Annotated in this window: 19 protein-coding genes; 8 read left to right on the forward strand and 11 right to left on the reverse strand. The window is 40.7% G+C overall.

Annotation, left to right across the window (positions count from 1 at the left end; genetic code table 11):
* Positions 1-40: 40 nt before the first annotated feature.
* Together FTU62_RS00920 and FTU62_RS00925 are read left to right on the forward strand one after the other, a co-directional pair.
* A complete protein-coding gene (locus FTU62_RS00920; protein WP_078189811.1) occupies positions 41-460 on the forward strand; it encodes a GNAT family acetyltransferase in 420 nt (139 codons plus the stop codon).
* Positions 461-608: 148 nt separating this feature from the next.
* On the forward strand, positions 609-1295 hold the full coding sequence (locus tag FTU62_RS00925; RefSeq protein WP_180101516.1) for a DsbA family protein: 687 nt from the start codon (positions 609-611) through the stop codon (positions 1293-1295).
* Positions 1296-1371: 76 nt separating this feature from the next.
* On the opposite strand, the gene FTU62_RS00930 is transcribed toward FTU62_RS00925, so the two are convergent.
* Positions 1372-1572 carry a dodecin family protein gene (locus FTU62_RS00930; protein ID WP_067761311.1) on the reverse strand — a complete coding sequence of 67 codons (201 nt, stop codon included), beginning with the start codon at positions 1570-1572 and terminating at the stop codon, positions 1372-1374.
* A gap of 237 nt (positions 1573-1809) precedes the next feature.
* On the opposite strand from FTU62_RS00930, the gene FTU62_RS00935 reads away from it, so the two are divergent.
* The 5 genes from FTU62_RS00935 (at position 1810) to FTU62_RS00955 (ending at position 5731) form a co-directional block, all read left to right on the forward strand.
* A complete protein-coding gene (locus FTU62_RS00935; RefSeq protein ID WP_218948552.1) occupies positions 1810-2058 on the forward strand; it encodes a glycine zipper domain-containing protein in 249 nt (82 codons plus the stop codon).
* Positions 2059-2292: 234 nt separating this feature from the next.
* Positions 2293-2481 carry a hypothetical protein gene (locus FTU62_RS00940; RefSeq protein ID WP_111885834.1) on the forward strand — a complete coding sequence of 63 codons (189 nt, stop codon included), beginning with the start codon at positions 2293-2295 and terminating at the stop codon, positions 2479-2481.
* Between the two features lie 351 nt (positions 2482-2832).
* Positions 2833-3012 carry a hypothetical protein gene (locus FTU62_RS00945; RefSeq protein ID WP_078189814.1) on the forward strand — a complete coding sequence of 60 codons (180 nt, stop codon included), beginning with the start codon at positions 2833-2835 and terminating at the stop codon, positions 3010-3012.
* Positions 3013-3023: 11 nt separating this feature from the next.
* Positions 3024-4472, forward strand: a complete 1449-nt coding sequence (locus FTU62_RS00950) for a hypothetical protein (protein ID WP_180101518.1) — start codon at positions 3024-3026, stop codon at positions 4470-4472.
* Positions 4473-4570: 98 nt separating this feature from the next.
* The gene (locus FTU62_RS00955) at positions 4571-5731 is read left to right on the forward strand and encodes a hypothetical protein (RefSeq protein ID WP_180101520.1); all 1161 of its coding nucleotides are present in this window, start codon (positions 4571-4573) and stop codon (positions 5729-5731) included.
* Positions 5732-5799: 68 nt separating this feature from the next.
* On the opposite strand, the gene FTU62_RS00960 is transcribed toward FTU62_RS00955, so the two are convergent.
* The 6 genes from FTU62_RS00960 to FTU62_RS00985 all read right to left on the reverse strand — a co-directional run bounded on the left by FTU62_RS00960 (position 5800) and on the right by FTU62_RS00985 (position 12027).
* Complete coding sequence (locus tag FTU62_RS00960) at positions 5800-6075, reverse strand: hypothetical protein (RefSeq protein ID WP_180101522.1); 276 nt, start codon at positions 6073-6075, stop codon at positions 5800-5802.
* 154 nt (positions 6076-6229) lie between these two features.
* Positions 6230-8149 (reverse strand): molecular chaperone HtpG, encoded by a 1920-nt coding sequence (htpG, locus tag FTU62_RS00965; protein WP_180101524.1) that lies wholly within the window; start codon positions 8147-8149, stop codon positions 6230-6232.
* 117 nt (positions 8150-8266) lie between these two features.
* Complete coding sequence (locus FTU62_RS00970; RefSeq protein ID WP_078189819.1) at positions 8267-8614, reverse strand: lysozyme inhibitor LprI family protein; 348 nt, start codon at positions 8612-8614, stop codon at positions 8267-8269.
* Positions 8615-8771: 157 nt separating this feature from the next.
* Positions 8772-9380, reverse strand: coding sequence for an OmpW family protein (locus FTU62_RS00975; RefSeq protein ID WP_180035020.1), 609 nt, complete (start codon positions 9378-9380; stop codon positions 8772-8774).
* A gap of 306 nt (positions 9381-9686) precedes the next feature.
* Complete coding sequence (locus FTU62_RS00980) at positions 9687-11054, reverse strand: Na+/H+ antiporter family protein (protein WP_180101526.1); 1368 nt, start codon at positions 11052-11054, stop codon at positions 9687-9689.
* Between the two features lie 97 nt (positions 11055-11151).
* Positions 11152-12027 carry an alpha/beta fold hydrolase gene (locus FTU62_RS00985; RefSeq protein WP_180101528.1) on the reverse strand — a complete coding sequence of 292 codons (876 nt, stop codon included), beginning with the start codon at positions 12025-12027 and terminating at the stop codon, positions 11152-11154.
* Positions 12028-12155: 128 nt separating this feature from the next.
* Here FTU62_RS00985 and FTU62_RS00990 point away from each other — a divergent pair, with 128 nt between their 5' ends.
* Positions 12156-12638, forward strand: a complete 483-nt coding sequence (locus tag FTU62_RS00990) for a DUF4442 domain-containing protein (protein ID WP_078189823.1) — start codon at positions 12156-12158, stop codon at positions 12636-12638.
* 50 nt (positions 12639-12688) lie between these two features.
* Here FTU62_RS00990 and FTU62_RS00995 read toward each other — a convergent pair whose 3' ends face one another.
* The 4 genes from FTU62_RS00995 to rpoB form a co-directional block, all read right to left on the reverse strand.
* Positions 12689-13045, reverse strand: a complete 357-nt coding sequence (locus FTU62_RS00995; protein ID WP_078192840.1) for a DNA transfer protein p32 — start codon at positions 13043-13045, stop codon at positions 12689-12691.
* Between the two features lie 130 nt (positions 13046-13175).
* Positions 13176-13718, reverse strand: coding sequence for a hypothetical protein (locus FTU62_RS01000; RefSeq protein WP_180101530.1), 543 nt, complete (start codon positions 13716-13718; stop codon positions 13176-13178).
* A 160-nt stretch (positions 13719-13878) separates the two neighbouring features.
* Positions 13879-18078, reverse strand: coding sequence for a DNA-directed RNA polymerase subunit beta' (rpoC, locus tag FTU62_RS01005; RefSeq protein ID WP_078192842.1), 4200 nt, complete (start codon positions 18076-18078; stop codon positions 13879-13881).
* A gap of 141 nt (positions 18079-18219) precedes the next feature.
* Positions 18220-22308: a DNA-directed RNA polymerase subunit beta gene (rpoB, locus tag FTU62_RS01010; protein ID WP_180101532.1), complete on the reverse strand. Its 4089-nt coding sequence runs from the start codon at positions 22306-22308 to the stop codon at positions 18220-18222.
* Positions 22309-22577 lie beyond the last annotated feature (269 nt).

Raw genomic sequence — 22577 nt, forward strand, 5'->3', positions numbered from 1 at the left:
CTAATCTAAATTGGTCAAAATACATGCTAAAACAAAAATTATGTTTATTATCCGCCCCTATCTCGAATCTGATTTAGATGATGTGATTGCACTTTGGGAACTGTGTGATCTGACCCGCCCATGGAATAACCCTGAAATTGATATATTTCGAAAATTGGCTCAACGTGATCAATTATTCTTGTTGGCGGTCAAAGATGATCAACTGATTGCAACTGTCATGGGTGGCTATGATGGACACCGAGGCTGGGTCAATTATCTTGCCGTACATCCACATTTTCAACGTAATGGCGTCGCTACCGCCCTCATTCAACAATTAGAAAAACGCTTAATTGCTTTAGGCTGCCCAAAACTTCAATTACTGATTCGCCAAGACAACATTGACGTACAAAATTTTTATGAACAATTGGGCTATGAAGAGGTTGAAGTGATTTGTTTGGGTAAACGTTTAATCACGGATTAATCGTTCGACAAATCTTCATTCAATCCTTGTAACAAAATCAAAAAAAACCGACATTGCGCCATCGAAACAAAAATGGATTGCATTGCTTGGCTTTAAATTTTAGGATTTGCCCCCATCATTTTCCCAGAACATAGAAAAGAGATTTCCCATGCGTGTAGATATCTGGTCAGACGTGGTTTGCCCATTTTGTTATATTGCGAAAAAACGCCTTGAAGCTGCTGCCGAAGAATCGGGTGTAGAGCTTGAAGTGTTTTGGCATAGCTATCAACTTGATGCAGATGCGCCCGCTCGCCTAGAAATTTCTAATACTGAACGTCTAGCTCAAAAATATGGCCGCAGTCTTGAAGAAGTAGAGGAAATGCAGCGCAATATTGCCGAAATGGCAAAAGCTGAAGGTATTGAATTTAACTGGCAAAAAGCTAATTCAGGCAATACTTTCAACGCGCACCGCTTGATTCATCTTGCACAAAGCAAAGGTCTCGGCAGTGAAGCCAAAGAAGCTTTCTTCTATAGCTATATGACGCAAGGCTTGGCCATTGGTGAACGTGAAACCTTAGAAGACGTTGCATCTCGTATTGGTCTAAACCCTGTTGAAGTCGATGACTTATTAGACTCAGATGAATTTGCTGATTTCGTCAAATACGACGAAGAAGTAGCACGCGATCAACTTAAAGTTACGGGTGTACCGTTCTTTGTATTTGAGCAACGCATTGCTTTAGCAGGCGCTCAACCGAAAGATGTATTTAAAAAAGTGATGGACAAAGCTGCGGAACTCCCTGAGCTTGCTCCTACACCTGTCTGTAATGATGAAAGCTGTGAAACACCTGAAAAATAATTCAGCGCGTTCAATCAAAAATCCCCGAACTTCGGGGATTTTTTATGATCAGTTTTTAACATCAATAAAATGAAACTTATTCCACCAAGAAGCTGATTTTTAAGTTCACTCGATATTCCGCAATTTTATTGTCTTTCACCACAACTTTTTGTTCATTAATCCATGCACCCTGAACGTTCTTTACGGTTTCAGTGACTTTATTAATTCCCGTTTGGATGGCATCTTCAAAACTTTTTGTGCTACTTGCATTTACTTCAACGACTTTAGCAACAGACATTGTATTTATCCTCATTGTTATGATTTTGAATCTTCATCATATGATTAAGTCACTTATTTTGGTTATTTTTTAAACATCAAAACAGCAAAATATTACATGTCTTACACAGGAGTGAATTCCACTTCGAGGGATTACAAACTGACCATCATTTATTACATGCTTTCTGTTTAAGCCAAGGCCACTACCGATTAGGCTAAAAGCTTCATTCTTCAAACGATCATGCTCGGGAGTAATGTCATGACTATTGAACCTCAAGCAACTTCTGCTGAAACCGAACTATCTACCAATACACCCCCTCAAACAACCACCAACAAGTCCCAAACAGGGAAGAATAGCTTTCTCTCACGTTTTTCTCCGACCGTCAAAGGTGCTGCGATCGGCGCTGTTGCAGGCAGTATTTTGCCTGTTTTTGGTACGATTAGTGGTGCCATTATTGGTGGTATCGCAGGCAAAGTCTATGAAAAGAAATGTGCCAAACATTCATAGATTTTTCATCTATATCTGAGTGATACGCCGCTGTCACTCAGCCACTAAAAACTCTAGAGCAATAACTCTAATATATTGTTTTATATAAATATTGAATCCTACCATTTATCTTGTGTTGCCGAATCGATCATTTTTAATTGATTATTTTTTGATATTATTTTCACATAAATTCAAGTGATTAATTTTCTCCCTGACTCAATTTTTGAGTTACTAATGATTGATAGGAATACACAAATGAACGCAATCAAATATGCTATGGCTGTTGCTGTGATGGCGCTTTCTGCAACTGTTTCTGCACAAATCGTTTACGTACCAGATTTTCCAGTAAAAAAAGCTGTAACTGCTGAAACTGCCAATGCAGAGAGCCAAGCTCCAGCTGCTGATACAACTGAAGTTATAACAAACACAGAAAAAAAAGCTTAATTTTTAGCTGATTTTTCCATAAAAAAACCGATGGCTCCCACCATCGGTTTTTTATTTTATGTGCCTTTACTTTGGGCTTTATTCTTTACTTAACATTAAAAATGAACATCTAAAAGCGCTCGATCGCTGATGATGACTTCAAAAAAATTGATCAAACCATACCGCTATATCTTTTGCAAAACCTATCTTTAAGCTAATGATTTGGTATTATTTTTAAACAAAATGCGCATTAATTGTCATATTTAACGCTTAATTTGTAGAAGCTGACATTTATTTCCATGTTTTTTTTAATGAAATCTCTATAATCAAATGAACTAATCGACTTCTTTATTTTTAAATTTACATTGTCCTATGCAAGAACTTCAGGCACTGATACAAGGAAAAATTTCACCGCAGGTCATCGATATTGAACGCCTGATTGAATTGGCCAATACATATCGAAACCCGAACTCGGCTGAATATAAATTAGTGGAACTTGCAACCAATATTGTATTGGCTAAATATTTAGAAAAAGCACAAAAAGTCCTTTAGGAAGCGGACAAATGAATCTACAAGAGAAAGTACAATTAATAAAAGAAATCCATGTACTGACCCATCAACTTGAACATCGTGCTTTGAGTTTTTATGAAACTGCGCTTTCTAAACGTCGGATTCATGAAATTTTTGCCTTATGTGACGAACCGATTTTTCAAAAGCAAATATTAAGTTATCGCGCATTAACTGAACCACAGATGGCTGCCACTGAATTTGCCAAACAGACGCCATATTCATGGTTATTTCGTGGCTATTTTAACCATGACGCTGCACTCGAAAGTGCTTTATATCAATATCCTGAGATGGGTTGGGCCTTGCTGCATGACCATGAGTTAGGTTGGCAAGTATGGATGATTCCAGCCAAACAGCGTACGGCATTACTCAGTGAATGGGGCAATTTTAGCGAATGCTATGATTGGTTAATTGAGCAACAACAGCTATATAAATGTTTAATCAGTGATACTGATCTACGCCTACATGCCGTACTCCTAAAAGAAGAAGTCAGCACAGCACCAAACACTGTTGCAGCAAGTGTGGATGCCCTACTGCCGATTGAAACGATAAATAATGACGTATCTGTCGATCCAGATCATTGCGATAAGCAAATCAATGAAGCAGATACGTTGCTTGATAACTCAAATACAAATAAACCGGAGCCTTCTGCACCTGATACCGCTCCTCTTGTTCTAATTGAGCAGCCAACACATGCGCCATCAGAGGAACATCTCAACTCGACAGCGGCAGTCGTTGAACTTCCTGAACAGATTCAAATCGCTCAATACACCGCTCGTGTTCAAACGTTGCAAAACATCGATGCGCAATTGGCCTTGTATGAATTGCAGTTTATGGATCAACCTGAACTCACAACACAGCTTGATGTTCTATTGCATACGACAGATGGTACAGATTGGAAAAACCAGCCGCTGTATTTAGCAGAGCAAATCAATACCGAAGGTCGCTTCATCAAATATCTCTTGTTGTTTGGTGCGCAAACGCAGATGGAAGCCATTCGACTCTCCCAACTGTTTTGCCAACAACACCAACATGAACTTGCTGCGATTAAAGTCATGACATGGGACAATCTAGAGCAACTTTGTGCTGCACCTGATCAGCTCTATCAACATTCTCAGCAGGCTGAAATGATTTGGTCGCAAAACGACTATTACCCCTTTATCCCGGCACAGTTAGTTCATACGCAAAAATTCATTCATTTTGATGAACCTGAACCGACGCTACATACTCCGTTATTATTATTACAAGAACGTCAAAAAATACGGTTAATCCACGGTCAAAAACGCATGGCACTCTTGCGTACCGAACAAGCCCTTCCCTATTTGATCCTTCATCGACAGCAAGGTTTAAATTGGCAAAGCATCCAAAATGTGATCCAACAATTGCCTCAACCCATTGATGTGATTTCGCTTTATCAAGCACTTAAGCAAATGACCGAAGAATAATTGCATTTATTTTGTAGTTTGGCTTGCATTTATCCGACAAAAATAACAAAACTACAGATGCAGGATACTCAGATGATAATTAAATAGAGCCAAAACATATGCATAAAAAACAACAGTACTTTATTCGGACTTTGCTTTTTTCCGCATCAATGAGCTTGATGTATCAAGTTGCTTGGGCCAATGAAACTGATGCTGTCGTCAATGAAACTGAGGGTGAACATTCGCAGGATGTGCCTGTAACTGACCAAAATTCACCGTATATCACGCCAAAGACCTATGATTTTTTAGATCAAATTCCACGTTGGATTGATGCAACACCGACCTTCTTACCTGAACAATCAGATCACCCCATTGTTCCGACAATAGAACAAACGGAAAATAATAGCTGGACCGATCGACAACAGAAGAAAGTCCGAAATTGGGCAGATCGAACGGCCGTTCGCATGGATAACTGGTTTGGGCAAAGTGAGCCTGATAAACCAGCCAATGCTACCCTTAGGGTGATTTTAGACAACAGTTGGAATAAGCACGATGAATACGAAATTAAGCCACGTATTCGCGGTAAAATTAAGCTTCCCACTTTAGAAAAAAAATTGAGTGTGGTCTTTGGTGATGACTCACTTGATAATGAATTAGAAAATAATGCTGCAATTACCAATGAAAACCCTGCGGGGCGTAGTGATAAAAATTATGACAATAAGCAAACCCGTGAAGATAACAGTTCACTGGCTTTACGTTGGTCAGAAATTTCAGATCGACTGCCCTTCGAAACTGACGTTGATCTCGGTTTACGTTCTGGTGATGACCTATATGTCCGCTTAAAAGCAGCTAAAAAATGGCAACTCGACAATGATTACAGTTTTTTAGCCGAACAAATTTATCGTTATGGTATCGATAGTGAAAATTATCTAAGAACCAATTTAGAATTAACCCATGCCCGTCCAGGCCAACCCTTTATCTCAAACCAATTCAACCTAACCTATGCAGATGCACAGGATGATGATCTGAAATGGGATAACTTCAGTTACCGCCAACACCAATTTTTTAAAGGTAACCGATTCAACTACGGCCTATATACAGGTGGTTTTTACAATAACGATCAACTGCGTTTAAACAGTTGGGGACCCTATGTATCATGGCGACAGCCCTTCCTACGGGAATGGTTTTATATCCAAGGTGATCTCAACTACCTCAACAACCATCGTGACGATAAAAGCCACTTTGTGGGCGCTTTAGTGCGCCTTGAAGCCTTGTTCTAGAACCCGCTATTTCACAGCGAATAAAAAGCCCATTTCAACAGGATGGGCTTTTTTTAAATAACTCAGCTTCAATTTTTCTTAATCACACGCACACGATCATTACGTAGAATACTCGGCTGTTTTTCAGCGACTTTTTTCACTTTAGGAAAACTATACTGAACACGATCATTTCGCATCACACGGCGACTATCTACAAAAGGATTAATATCATATTGTGCGATCTGTTTTGAAACCTGCACAGGGTCATTACGCACCATTTTTTGCTTAGCGCTGTCTGCCTGAGCAGATTGCATGAGGCCCATAGACAGCAGCGAGCCCATTGCAGCGATCACTAAAATTTTCATCTTAAGATTCCCAATACTTAACGATCGTTATTATGGATTAATTATTTATTTTTAATTCATTTTAAAGATTAAGACATGGACGTTTTTATTCATATGCTCTATCGAAAAACCAAATAAAAAAACCTCCCGAAGGAGGTTCATTTCATATCTACCATTACTTCAGCAATAAGCTGTTAATCCGTTTGATGTATTGGGCAGGATCTTCGGGTAAACCGCCTTCAGCAATCAACGCTTGATCGAAGATCACATTCGCCAAATCATCAAATTGCGCTGAACCTTCTAATTTTTGTACCAACGGATGGGATGGATTGATTTCCAAGACTGGTTTTGACTCGGGAACCGCTTGTCCTGCTTGTTTTAGCATACGGACCAGTTGCGGTGATAACTCACCCTCAGCCACCACCAAACACGCAGGAGAGTCCACTAAACGTGTTGTTACACGCACTTCAGAGGTCTTATCTTTTAACGCATCCGACAGTTTTTCAACAACAGGTTTAAACTGCTCAGCAGCTTCCTCAAGTGCTTTCTTCTCTTCAGCATCTTGTAGATCACCCAAATCAACTGCACCTTTTGATACATTCTGTAATGGTGTTCCATCAAACTCAAAAACAAATTCCATCGCCCACTCATCCACTCGTTCAGTCATGAGCAGCACTTCGATACCTTTTTTCTTGAACAATTCAAGTTGTGGTGAGTTTTTCGCAGCATTTAAACTATCAGCAGTCACATAGTAAATTGCCTTTTGGCCTTCTTTCATATTGGCTTTATAGTCTGCAAATGATGTTTTCACTTCATCATTATTTGACGAAGCAAAGCGTAATAATTTTAGAATACGCTCACGATTCGCCATGTCTTCGCCTAAGCCTTCTTTTAAGACTGAACCAAACTCAGCGTAGAATTTTGCAAACTTTTCTTGATCAGCAACATCTTCAGATTTCGCCAAACCATCTAGCACCGTTAAAATACGGCGGGCGTTACCTTCACGAATCGTTTTAACGTCGCGACTTTCTTGTAATAATTCACGGCTTACATTAAGTGGTAAGTCTGCGCTATCAACCACACCTTGAACAAAACGTAAATAATTTGGAATCAAATTATCCGCATCATCCATGATAAATACACGTTTCACATACAGCTTAATTCCTGCTTTAGCTTCACGTGTGAAAATATTGCTTGGTGCGCGAGATGGAATATAAAGTAACTGTGTATATTCCGTACTTCCCTCTACACGGTTGTGTGTCCATGCAAGCGGGGCTTCAAAATCATGGCTCAGGTTTTTATAAAACTCAGTATATTGTTCTTCACTGATCTCATTTTTATTACGCGTCCATAATGCACTTGCTGAGTTAATCGCTTCCCACTCATCCGTCAGTACATATTGACCAGGTTTTGCTTCTTCGCCTTCGGCAGCTTCCTCTTGTTGCCAAACTTCTTTCTGCATCTCAATTGGTAAACTAATATGATCAGAGTATTTATTAATAATCTGCTTAACTTTGTAACGATCTAAATAATCTAAAGCATCCTCGCGTAAATGCAAAATGATGTCGGTTCCACGTGAAGCCTTATTAATTGGCTCTACATCAAACTCACCTGTACCATTACTAACCCAACGTACCCCTTCAGCGGTATTTACCCCAGCACGACGTGATTCCACTGTAATTTTTTCAGCAACAATAAAACCTGAATAGAAGCCCACACCAAATTGACCAATCAATTGTGCATCTGACTTTTGATCACCCGTAAGCTTCGACATAAAATCTTTAGTGCCAGACTTAGCAATCGTACCCAAATGATCAATCGCTTCTTGTTGTGTCATACCAATACCATTATCCGAAATGGTAATTGTCTTCTGCTCTTTATTTAAATGAATACGCACATGTAAATCTGGATCATTTTCATAATATTCAGGATGGTTAATCCCTTCAAAACGTAATTTATCACAGGCATCAGATGCGTTTGATACTAACTCACGAAGGAAAATTTCAGGATTTGAATATAAAGAATGTGTTACTAAATGCAGTAACTGAGCCACTTCCGCTTGGAAGCTGTGTTTTTGAGATTGTTGTTCGCTCATCAGTCTCTCCGTTCATACTGAGTAAAATTATCAATTGCCTATATGAATGGAGGGACTTCACTATTTTTCAATAGTGTGAATGGAAAATTTTTATTCTGTCGCACTAAATTTTAAGGTTTAAAAAGGTCCTTGTTTATAAACGCGGTCCATGTAGAGATCCAGTTTTTGCTGCCGCATTTTATATACATCACTTAAACAACTGACATTGTCACGGCACTGATCGCGTAGTTGTAGCCATTTTATTTGTTGATCTTGAATTGCACCACGTGTCCCCATGGGAACTAAATGACGAATAATCGTATAGGTCGTGGCCATTTTGACATCGGCATCATTAATACTCCGGTTATCACAAACCGCATGTTCGGTAATGGTTTTCGCCTTTTTACAATCAAAACTTGCGGCATAACTTGTCGAAATAAAATAAGCACTGCCCAAGACCAGCATACCCTGAATAATTTTTTTCATCGTCTTTTCTCTTCTTCCAACCTGCTGATTTATTTCGACTCTAACAGTTCTACCTAAATTTTCTATTGCCTATTTGTTCAATTCGATCAACTGATGGATGGAATATGCTGCATAAAAAAACCCTGCCATTCGACAGGGTTTTAAAATTAGCTACAGCTTAGAATTTGTAGCTATAACCAATTGTATACACCATTGGATCGATATCTAAATCAAAAGTTGTAACATCTTTAATTTCAACTTCTGGGCTGATCTGTGCATAACGCGCATCAAAGAAAACACCCCAGTTTTTTGCATCAGCTGGCTGGTAGTTAAAACCGACTTGACCTGCAAAACCAAAGTCTTCTTTTACTTTTACTTTAGCACCAGCTAAATCACCACTTGCTTTTTCATCCCACGCAACAAATGCTGTACCACCTACACCAATATACGGTGTGAAACGTGTTGAATTTTTAAAGTTATATTTTGCAGTAATTGTAGGTGGCAAATGTTTAACCTTCACACCAGCATCTACAGCACCTGTAACATTTACATCATGACTTATTGGCGTTGCCAAAAGTAATTCAGCTGAAATGTTGTCATTAAAGAAATATTCAATTGATGGTGTAAATGCATATTCATGATCTGCTTCAACATTTACTGCGCCGTTTAAAATACTTGTGTCGGAAGTAGGGGCTACCACAGAACCACCAACTTTCACTTGCCATTGACCAGCCATAGCTGATGCAGACATACCCAATAATGCAATAAGAGCAGCTTGTTTTAACATTTTTAAGCAACCTTCTAGAATGAATAATTAATATTAAACATTAGTATTAAAATTATGCAATAACATTATTTAATAATTTATTACACTATTATATAAGTTATTATTAATTAACTATATTTATTTTAATCATAGTTCAAAGGTTGGTTTTATTTATCAACCATTATAATTAATTTATTATTCATAATATACCAACCTTTTTAATCAGAATTAATAAAATGAATTATTTTAATCCAACCAAAATCCTCAGAATTAAATAATAAAAAAGGCGATTATATAATCGCCTTTTTATTTATCTTTGAAAATTTTTTAGAGTACCATTGCGGCAATCCAACCAAAGATCATTAATGGAATATTGTAGTGAATGAAGGTCGGGACCACACTGTCTTTCATGTGGTCATGCTGACCATCCATATTAAGGCCTGATGTTGGGCCTAAAGTTGAGTCTGATGCCGGAGAACCTGCATCTCCTAAAGCTGCTGCTGTACCAATAATGGCAATCGTTGCCGCTGGGCTAAAACCAAATTGAATACAAAGTGGTACATAAATAATGGCCAAAATTGGGATTGTTGAGAATGAAGAACCAATACCTAAGGTAATTAATAGCCCTATCAATAGCATCCAAAATGCAGCTAAACCTCGGCTGTTTCCAATCCATTCAACCGAAGCTTGTACCAGTATTGGTACTTGATTCGTAGCCTCAATCACAGATGCAAAGCCCTGCGCAGAAATCATAATGAAACCCACCAGTGCCATCATGCGCATACCACTGATAATGACATCGTCGGCTTCTTTCCACTTAAAGATACCTGCACAGCTTAAGATCGCAACACCAACGAGACCGGCCAAAATCATCGACTCAGATATGACTTGAACAGAAAGCGTAGCAACCACTGCAACCGCAGCCATAATCAAAGTAAATTTAGCGACTTGTGGTTTACCATTTTCATCTGCTTTTACATCAGATGAGATGGTGTGCTGTGATTCCTTAATCTGAACGTCAGCATACTCTCGTGGTTTACGGTAGCTATAAAAAACAGCAATTAATAAGCCAACAAACATCCCAAATACTGGAATTGCCATAGCAGTTGGAATTTGATCATAGCTGATGTTGAAACCGTATGGCTTACCAAAGTTATTGATGTTTTGACCTAAAATATCATTAAGGAAAATAGCACCAAAACCAAAAGGTACCAGCATATAAGTCGCCACAAGACCAAAAGTCAGAACACAAGCAATCAAACGACGGTCAAGTTTTAAATGATTAAATACGCTGAGTAATGGTGGAATTAATACTGGAATAAACGCAATGTGCACTGGAATCACGTTTTGTGAACATACGGCGGCTAAAGCGATAGTAGCGAAAATTACGTATTTCACGCGATTCTGGGCTTTCACATTACTGTTACCTTTGAGTTTAGTAATGAGTTGATAAGCCAGTAAATCTGGCAAACCTGAACGCGCAAGTGCCAAAGCAAATGCCCCCAACACGCCATAAGCAAGTGCGATTTGAGCACCGTTGCCTAAGCCACTATTAAACGCTTCGATGGTGCCATGAATACCAAGACCAGCTAACAAGCCACCTGTTACTGCACCAATGATCAGCGCAAATACAACAGGCACGCGTGCCAGCGACAGTCCAAACATGACTGTAATTGCGGCAAGAATAGCAAACATAAGAAAAAAAGGGAGTCTGACAAAAAACCGTATTTTATCAGAATTTGCTCGCTATTTAGCCCCCTATCGATGAAACTGCCACTGTTGAACGATTTACTTAAAGCTGCTGTGATTGCGCAAATTGAGCGATGTAACTTGCAATTTTTTCGGGTTGGCTCAGCACGGCCCAATGATTGGCATTGACTTCAACTACAGATAAATCCTCAACCCATTTAGGTAATTCTTTAATGTAATCTGGACTGACAAAATTATCATGTTTCAACACAATCGCTTGTACAGGACAGACCGCATGACGTTGTCTAGGCTGAGTTAAGCGGGGAATAAAATTAGCACGGTAAAGCGCAATACCGTGTTTACCATCATGCTGAATATTATGATTCAAAGGCAATTCTTGAGTACGTTCTAAATCATTCACAATTTTTCCCCAACGTTCAGCATTCAAAAAATGCCACGCCGTCGGTGCCAAAAATGGTAATTGGAATACCCCGATGTACCATGACTTACTTAATAATTTGAGTAATTTTTTCTGCTGATGCTTAAAGCTATTTCTGAGCAAAAATGCCGCATGATCCAAACATGGCCCAGAAATAGTTGAATAAGACAAAATACGTGAGCGAAATTTTGGCTCAGTCACCGATTCCCAAGATTGGATAGAGCCCCAATCATGCGCGGCCAAATGAAAACTACGTTCGCCTAATACCCCTTGCGTTACACTATCCAAATCAAGTGATAATTGCTCCAAACGATAATCTCGTACTTTACGGGGCACAGATGACTGCCCTGCACCTCGCACGTCATAGCTCACAATATAAAATTCAGAACCAAGATGTTCAATAACCGGTTCCCATACTTCCTGATTATCAGGATAACCATGAACCAAAACCAAAGCGGGCTTGGTTTCATCACCCCATGTCTTTACATAGAGCCGTTGTTGATCTGTGGTATTCACCCATTGCGTATTTAGTGGTTGCATTCTTCTAGTCCTTTTATCGATTCCATCGAATTGACGTTTTATTTGTGAACATGGGCAATGTGATCAATGCCACAGTTTTGAAACTCATTTAGTATGCAAAGTTCAGCATAAAAAAAAATTGACCCAGTATGAGCATAATCCAGAAAATAATGACAATGCCTATTGTCTCTAAATTCTTACTCAATCATTATGCCCCTTATAAAGGTGCTGGCATTTCGATTGATAAAATTGATCTCGCCAATTATCACATTCGCGTCAAAATGCCATTAACTCGTAAAAATCAAAATATCGTCGGTGTACATTTTGGCGGTAGTCTTTATTCAATGGTTGACCCATTTTATATGTTGATTTTGATGCATCACCTTGGCTCACGTTATATCGTGTGGGACAAAGCTGCAAATATCCAATTTTTATCCCCTGGGCGTGGAACGGTATACGCTGACATCCAGCTCGACCCAAATGAAATCAACCATATTAAAAACTTAGCAGATAACCACGCACCTGTACTACGGAACTATAGCTTAAATATTTTTGATGAAGCAGGCTTACGTATCGCTGAAGTTCAAAAAACCCTATACATTCGTCGCAAGCAACCCCGTCCACGCAAATAAAAAAGGCGCTTATCTTTAAGCGCCTTTTCATTCAAATTTATCGGATTGGATTAGCGATTTTGCTCAATTGCAGCACCTGCGCCACCACCGATTGCACCACCAATCGCAGCACCAGTGTTACCACCAAAGATACTTTTACCGACTGCAGAACCAATCGCACCACCTACACCACTATATGTGGCATTTCGGTTTGAACCGTTTTGAGTTTTACTACCGACAGCTGCACCAGCACCACCACCAACGGCTGCACCTACACCACCACCGACATTATTACCCACACCACCACCTATGGCACCACCTAAAGCTGCAGCACCAATACGTTGTTCATTTGGCGACATGCTTTCACAACCAGCAAGCATTAGGGTCGACATCATCGCGACTGCGCATACGCTCATTACTTTTTTCATTGTGATGTTCCTTGTCTTCTTCAATACCTATGATTCTAAAACCATTGTATGAAACAATTAAACATAGCTTGTTACGGCTTGGAGCATAAATGCTGCATTTTGTAAAAAATCACGCCTAATCGCTCACGAATCACTCAGGGTTTTCATCCAAAATCATCAAATCTTTTGTGGTTTCACCATTTTCAGTCAGCACAGCATGAGAGAGTTTGGCTTTGCTTTCTGGATCTGTTGCCTGATCTAGTTTTAGCGTGCGTTTAATCGGGTCTTGCCCTTTCTTAAACTCTACACCTTCTGCATCAATATTGGTGTTTTGACGAATAATCTGACCGTCCTGCTTCACCGTAGTCTTGGTTTCAATTTTAGAAGTCGGGACGATGACACCACCACGTTGTAGTACTGGAATCGATAATTTCTTTTCAGAAAAATCACTTTGATGGTCTGAAAGTTCAATTTCACGTGCCACGACATCCTGACCTTTATTGGTCATTTCTAACACTGTTGCAGTCACTTGGCGTACAGGTTCTTGACCTGCAACACGGCGAATCACTTCTGTTTTTAGTACTGGAACTACAGCTTTATCTTCCACCACAATCGAATTGGGCATAGGTGCAGCAATCGCTGTCAATGAGCTGAATAATGCAGAAACTGCGAATAATTGCTGTGCGAATTTCATCAAAAGACCCCGTTATGTTTAAGTTTAAAAATCAAGAGATTTGTTATGTTCTATTTTTACTATAGGAAATAAATCAACATTAGGAAAGCTTTAATTTTCAATTCATCCGCATAAAAAAAGCCACCCGAAGGTGGCTTTTTTGGAATGATTTAAGGGCTAATTAAAGACCGTTAAATTCATCGCTAAATGCTTGGCTTAATGCTTGATCTACATCAGAGAAATCATTGTGAAGCTCAAGCTCTGCAGCTTCAGACTCTTGACGACGACGTTCTAAGTGGTAAGCCAAACCTGTACCCGCTGGGATCAGACGACCTACAACTACGTTTTCTTTCAGACCACGTAATTCATCTTCTTTACCTGTTACAGCAGCTTCAGTTAACACACGAGTTGTTTCCTGGAACGATGCAGCAGAAATGAACGAGTCAGTAGAAAGCGACGCTTTGGTAATACCCATCAATTGACGTTCAAACTTCGCTGGGAACTTGTTCTGAGCTGCCACAGCTTGGTTTTCTTGAACAACGCGGATGTATTCCACTTGCTCGCCTTTGATGAAGCTTGTATCACCACCGTCAGTGATTTCAACTTTACGAAGCATTTGACGTACGATCACTTCAATGTGCTTGTCGTTGATTTTTACACCTTGCAGACGGTATACGTCCTGAACTTCGTTCACGATGTAGTTTGTCAGTGCAACTTCGCCTTTCAAACGCAAGATGTCGTGTGGGTTTTGCGGACCATCAGAAATGGTTTCACCACGGTTCACATGCTCGCCTTCGAACACGTTAATCGTACGCCATTTCGGAATTAGCTCTTCGTAAATCTCAGAGCCATCATCCGGAGTAATCACAAGACGGTTCTTACCTTTGGTCTCTTTACCGAAGCTTACGATACCTGAAATTTCAGCAAGGATCGCATGTTCTTTCGGTTTACGTGCTTCGAACAAGTCAGCTACACGCGGTAGACCACCGGTAATATCACGTGTACGTGAAGATTCCTGTGGTACACGACCAATAACGTCACCGACACCAATTGTTTCGCCGTCGCGCACAGTCAGAATCGTGTTTTGTGGTAGGAAGTAGAACTGTTCGCCGCCATCTGTTGTATCCAATACAACAGCTGGACGCATATCTTTACCAGATGCTGGACGTGAAGTTACTGGAAGTACCTCAATAGTCGTCATACCTGTTGCATCATCAGTTTTCGATGTCACAGTTACGCCATCAGCGATTTGGCTGAAACGCACTTTACCTGCAACTTCGGTAACCAATGGATGTGTATGCGGATCCCAAGTCGCTACGATACCGCCAGCTTCCACAGCTTCTCCATCTTTAATGATGATTGAAGCACCGTATGGAATTTTGTAACGTTCGCGTTCACGACCGATGTCATCTGCGATACCGATTTCACCTGAACGTGAAGTTGATACCAAGTGACCTTTAGCGTGTTGTACTGTTTTCACATTGTGGAAACGTACTGTACCTTTGTTTCGAACTTGTACGCTGTTAGCAGCAGAAGTTCGGCTCGCAGCACCACCTACGTGGAACGTACGCATTGTTAACTGTGTACCTGGCTCACCAATTGATTGAGCAGCCATTACACCCACAGATTCACCTGGATTCACCAAGTGACCGCGAGCAAGGTCACGACCGTAACATTTCGCACATACACCGAAAGTAGATTCACAGTTTACAACTGAACGTACTTTCACTTCATCGACACCTTGCTCTTCTAAGTAGTTTGCAAGTTTTTCGTCGATTAAAGTATTACGTGGAAGAATCACATCATCCGAACCTGGTTTCTTCGCATCTTCAGCAAGTACACGACCCAATACTCGAGTACCTAAGTTCTCGATGACATCGCCACCTTGAATGAACGGAGTCATTACAAGACCGTCGAAAGTACCACAATCTGGCTCAGTAATTACCAAGTCTTGTGCAACGTCAACCAAACGACGAGTCAAGTAACCTGAGTTCGCAGTTTTCAATGCAGTATCGGCCAAACCTTTACGTGCACCGTGTGTTGAAATGAAGTACTGAAGTACGGTCAAACCTTCACGGAAGTTTGCTTTAATTGGTGTTTCAATGATCGAGCCATCTGGTTTCGCCATCAAACCACGCATACCCGCTAACTGACGAATCTGAGCTGCCGAACCACGGGCACCTGAGTCAGACATCATGTAGATCGAGTTGAATGATTTTTGTTTCTCGTCTTCACCCTGTTTATTTTTAACAGTTGTGAATGACAAGTTGTCCATCATCGCTTTCGCTACTTGGTCGTTTGTACGCGCCCAAATATCGACAACTTTGTTATAACGTTCGCCGGCAGTTACGAAACCTTGCTCGAATTGTTGTTCAATTTCACGAACTTCAACTTCAGCTTTTTCGATAATTGCTTGTTTTTGTGGCGGAATCAACATGTCTTCCATACCAACAGACACACCTGAGTGAGTCGCTTGACGGAAGCCCAAGTACATCAATTGGTCAGCGAAGATAACAGTATCTTTAAGACCTAATTTACGGTAGCAAGAGTTGATCAATTTAGAGATGTTCTTTTTAGTCATCTCAACGTTGATTTGTTGGAAATCCATACCTTCAGGTACAACTTCCCAAAGTAAACAACGACCTGGAGTTGTGTCTACAACAATGGTTTGTTGTTCACGGTTACCATTTTCGTCAATGACAGTTTGGTGTACACGTGCTTTTACGCGAGCGTGTAAATCAACTTGACCTGTTGCAAGTGCACGGTTTACTTCGTCAGTATCCGCAAACACCATGCCTTCACCTTTGGCATTGATCGCATCACGAGTGATGTAGTACAAGCCTAAGACAACGTCCTGAGAAGGTACGATGATTGGCTCACCGTTCGCAGGAGAAAGAATGTTGTTTGTTGACATCATTAACGCACGAGCTTCTAACTGAGCTTCAAGTGTTAATGGTACGTGTACCGCCATTTGGTCACCGTCGAAGTCGGCGTTAAATGCCGCACAAACTAACGGGTGAAGACGGATCGCTTTACCTTCAATCAGGGTTGGTTCAAATGCTTGAAGACCCAAACGGTGAAGTGTAGGCGCACGGTTCAACATCACTGGATGTTGACGAATTACGTGAGCAAGTACGTCCCAAACTTCTGGAGTTTCACGCTCAACCATTTTCTTCGCAGCTTTAATGGTTGTCGCTTGGCCAGATGCTTGTAGTTTCGCAAAAATGAATGGTTTGAATAATTCAAGTGCCATTTTTTTCGGAAGACCACATTGGTGCAGACGTAAAGTTGGACCTACAGTAATTACCGAACGACCAGAGTAATCGACACGTTTACCCAATAAGTTTTGACGGAAACGACCTTGTTTACCTTTGATCATGTCTGCCAAAGATTTAAGAGGACGTTTATTCGAACCAGTAATCGCGCGACCACGACGACCGTTATCAAGCAATGCATCAACAGACTCTTGTAACATACGTTTTTCGTTACGTACGATAATGTCTGGTGCTGCAAGGTCTAGTAGACGTTTTAAACGGTTGTTACGGTTGATCACACGACGGTAAAGATCGTTCAAGTCAGAAGTCGCAAAACGACCACCTTCTAGAGGAACCAACGGACGAAGATCAGGTGGAAGTACTGGAAGTACATTCATCACCATCCATTCTGGCTTATTGTTCGATTCTTTGAACGCTTCCATCAATTTCAGACGTTTAGAAGCTTTTTTAAGCTTCGTTTCTGAAGTTGTATTTGGAATTTCTTCACGAAGACGTGAAATTTCAGCTTCAAGATCGATGTCTTTCAACAAATCTTGAACTGCTTCTGCACCCATTTTCGCAGTGAATTCATCACCGTGTTCTTCTAAAGCAGTGAAGTATTCTTCATCGTTTAGAAGTTGGTATTTCTCAAGTGGAGTCATACCTGGGTCAGTTACAACGTATGATTCGAAATACAATACACGTTCGATATCACGTAAAGTCATGTCTAAAAGCAGACCAATACGGCTAGGAAGTGATTTTAAGAACCAAATATGTGCAACTGGAGAAGCAAGGTCAATATGCCCCATACGCTCACGACGTACTTTTGCAGTTGTTACTTCAACGCCACATTTTTCACAAATGACGCCTTTGTATTTCATACGCTTGTATTTACCACACAAGCATTCGTAATCTTTTACTGGACCAAAGATTTTGGCACAGAATAAACCATCACGTTCAGGTTTGAACGTACGGTAGTTAATGGTTTCAGGCTTTTTAACTTCACCATGAGACCACGACTTAATCATTTCTGGTGACGCAAGACCAATACGGATGCGATCAAACTCTACAGGAGCATGACCGTCTGAATCCGTCTTTTTGCGCATGATATCGAGCAAGTCTTTCAATTTTTTTCTCCGTGTGTTGTGGAGATTTTCACTTCACAACTGGGTCACAAATATTGTTTTTTTAACTGAGAAATCCCCCTTGCCCCTCTTGATTAAAGAGGTGAGAAGCACTGCTTCACAAGGGAGATTCAATGGAGCTAATTAGTCACCATTTTTCAGTTCAATGTTGATACCTAAAGAACGGATCTCTTTGGTCAATACGTTGAACGATTCAGGCATACCTGGGTCCATGTAATGGTTACCATCTACAATGTTCTTATAGATACGGGTACGACCTTCAACGTCATCCGACTTCACAGTAAGCATTTCTTGAAGTGTATATGCTGCACCGTAAGCTTCGAGTGCCCATACTTCCATCTCACCGAAACGCTGACCACCGAATTGTGCTTTACCACCAAGCGGCTGTTGAGTTACTAGAGAGTAAGAACCAGTAGAACGCGCATGCATCTTGTCGTCAACCAAGTGGTTCAGTTTCAACATGTACATGTAACCCACAGTTACTGGACGATCAAAACGTTCACCTGTACGACCATCATACAATACTGTTTGACCAGTACGTGAAATGCCACCAAGTTCTAACAATTCTTTGATTTGTGATTCTTCAGCACCATCAAATACCGGTGTTGCTAAAGGAACACCTTTACGCAAGTTACCTGAAAGCACCAAGATTTCTTCATCAGTCAAGCTATCAAGATCTTCTTGTTCGCCACCAACTTTATTGTAAATCTTGTCTAAGAAATCACGAAGCTCAAGTACAGTACGTTGCTCTTTCATCATCTTGTCGATTTGATCGCCAAGACCTTTAGCCGCCATACCTAAGTGAGTTTCAAGAATCTGACCCACGTTCATACGTGATGGTACACCCAGTGGGTTAAGTACAACATCAACTGGAACACCGTTTGCATCGTGTGGCATGTCTTCTACAGGTAGGATGTTTGATACAACACCTTTGTTACCGTGACGACCCGCCATTTTATCACCCGGTTGGATGCGACGTTTTACAGCCAAGTAAACTTTAACAACTTTCAATACGCCAGTTGTCAGTTCATCGCCTGTAGACAATTTACGTTTTTTCTCTGCAAATTTTTCGTCAATTTCAAGGCTCTTCTCTTTCAAGAACACTTGAATTTGAGTTAAACGCTCAGCAATCGCTTCGTCAACTGGTTGGATTTCAATAAGATCAACCAACTCAAGACCAGACAATAACTCTTCAGTTAATTTGTCACCGCGTTTAGTTGTACCGCCACCATTCGATTCTTGACCCTTCAACAAACGAACAATACGTTCACGAGCTGCTTCTTCAAAGATTTTGAATTCTTCTTTCAGATCTTTACGGTAAGCATCAAGTTGTGCTTTCTCAATTGCTTGAGCACGTTCGTCTTTTTCAAGACCATCACGTGTAAACACTTGAACGTCAATAACAGTACCTTTAACACCAGAAGATACACGTAAAGATGAATCTTTAACGTCAGCCGCTTTTTCGCCGAAGATTGCACGAAGAAGTTTTTCTTCCGGAGTAAGTTGGGTTTCACCCTTAGGTGTTACTTTACCTACAAGGATATCGCCCGCTGTTACTTCTGCACCGATGTAAACAATACCTGACTCATCAAGTTTAGAAAGTGCTGCTTCACCCACGTTCGGGATATCGGCAGTAATTTCTTCCGCACCCAATTTAGTATCACGTGCTACACATGACAATTCTTGAATGTGGATTGATGTTAAACGATCTTCTTGAAGCACACGCTCAGATAATAAGATCGAGTCTTCATAGTTGTAACCGTTCCAAGTCATGAATGCTACGCGCATGTTTTGACCCAATGCCAATTCACCGCCATCTGTAGATGGACCATCAGCTAATACGTCACCACGACCCACTTGATCACCAAGGCCTACAAGCACTTTTTGGTTAATACAAGTGTTTTGGTTAGAACGTGTATATTTGATCAGGTTGTAGATATCTACACCTGCTTCACCCGCGATCATTTCGTCTTCGTTTACACGAATAACAACACGAGACGCGTCGACGAATTCAATACGGCCACCACGTTTCGCAAGAACACATACACCTGAGTCGTGCGCTACGTTTGCTTCCATACCTGTACCAACAAGCGGCTTGTCAGCGATCAACGTAGGTACTGCCTGACGTTGCATGTTTGAACCCATCAATGCACGGTTGGCATCATCGTGTTCAAGGAATGGAATAAGTGATGCAGCAACAGATACAACCTGCTGTGCAGATACGTCCATATGCGTCACTTTTTCAGGAGGCATACGTACGAAATCACCTTGGTGACGTACAGAAACAAATTCTTCTGTTAAATTACCGTCTTTATCTACACCTGAATCGGCCTGTGCAATCACAGTACCTACTTCTTCAATCGCAGAAAGGTATTCAACGTCATCCGTTACACGACCATCAACAACTTTACGGTAAGGCGTTTCTAAGAAACCAAAATCATTCGCTTTCGCATAAACAGAAAGTGAGTTGATCAAACCAATGTTTGGACCCTCAGGAGTCTCAATTGGACATACACGACCATAATGAGTTTGATGTACGTCACGTACTTCGAAGCCCGCACGCTCACGAGTCAAACCACCTGGGCCCAATGCTGATACACGACGTTTGTGTGTAATTTCAGACAACGGGTTGTTTTGGTCCATGAACTGAGACAACTGGCTTGAACCAAAGAATTCTTTGATTGCAGCAGCAACTGGTTTCGCATTGATTAAATCTTGCGGAGACAAGTTATCAGTTTCAGCTTGAGATAAACGTTCTTTAACAGCACGTTCAACACGAACTAGACCAACACGGAATTGGTTTTCTGTCATTTCACCAACAGAACGAACACGACGGTTACCCAAGTGATCGATATCATCGACTTCACCTTTACCGTTACGGATTTCAACTAATGTTTTCAATACATCAGTGATGTCTTCGTTCGAAAGAATACCTTCAACTTCACGAGACTTCTGATCCGTGCCCACTTCGTAAGGACGACCCAAACGACGGTTGAACTTCATACGACCTACTGGTGATAAGTCATAACGTTCAGAAGAGAAGAATAAATTGTTGAATAAGTTTTCAGCAGCTTCTTTTGTTGGTGGCTCACCCGGACGCATCACTTTGTAGATTTCTACAAGTGCTTCTTCACGACCAGTTGTAGTATCTGCACGTAAAGAGTCCGCAATGAATGGGCCACGGTCGATGTCATTGGTATAAAGTACGTTGAATTGTTTAACGCCGCCTTCAGCCAATTTCACCATAATTTCATGGCTTAGTACTGTATTTGCAGCAATTACTTCGCCATCACGTAACGTTACATCTTCAGCAACAATACGTTCATATAGGTATTCATCAGGAACAGAAAGTTTTTCAAGACCTGCTGCTTCCATTTGACGAACATGGCGCGCGTTAATACGTTTACCTTGTTCAACAATTGTCTTACCGTCTGTACCCACGATATCAAACTGTGCCATTTCGCCACGTAGACGTTCTGGAACCAAGTCAATTTGATAGCTACCCATATCAAGATATACAGGTACTTTTTCGTAGAACATGTCTAGGATTTGTTCGTTGTTATAACCCAAGGCACGAAGCACAACAGTCGCAAGTAATTTACGACGACGGTCAATACGAACATATACAAGATCTTTTGCATCGAATTCAAAGTCTAACCATGAACCACGGTAAGGAATGATACGAGCAGAGTAAAGAACTTTACCGCTAGAGTGAGTTTTGCCTTTATCGTGGTCAAAGAATACACCTGGTGAACGGTGTAATTGAGATACGATTACACGCTCAGTACCATTGATCACAAAGGTACCGTTGTCTGTCATAAGTGGCATTTCACCCATGTAGACTTCTTGCTCACGCACATCTTTGATTGTTTTAGTTTCGCGATCTTTAATGATCAGACGAATTTTTACACGCATTGGCGCCGCATAAGTTGAGCCACGAAGAATACATTCGCGCACATCAAATTCAGGCTTACCAAGACTATACTCAACAAATTCTAAAGCAGCATTGCCAGAATAACTTTCAATAGGAAAAACTGAACGAAATGCGGCTTGGAGACCGATATCTTCGCGGTTTTTTGGAGTTTTGCCGTCTTGAAGGAAAGTTCGGTACGAGTCGACTTGAATCGCGAGCAAGTACGGAACATCCATTACCTTGGGCAATTTACCAAAATTCTTACGGATCCGTTTCTTTTCGGTATATGAGTATGCCATCTGGAGTCCTCGGAAAGTAAACTAAGTCCGCCTGCAGAACGAACTTAGAAGGAATTACGCAGGCCGATATGGCCACCACTTTCACAAATGCTGCAATTTTTAGTGGTATTAAAACGCTTAACAATATTTTTTTACTGAAAAATATTGGTAAGCGTTTGGTTTTATAAATTATTTTTAATTTGTATGATTTTTATATCATGCAAACAAAAATCGAGCCGATTATTGTAACGCAAAAAGGCTGATGACCCAAGGGCCACCAGCCATTTTTT

It is taken from the genome of Acinetobacter sp. YH12126, from assembly GCF_013418745.1.
Lineage (GTDB): Bacteria > Pseudomonadota > Gammaproteobacteria > Pseudomonadales > Moraxellaceae > Acinetobacter > Acinetobacter amyesii.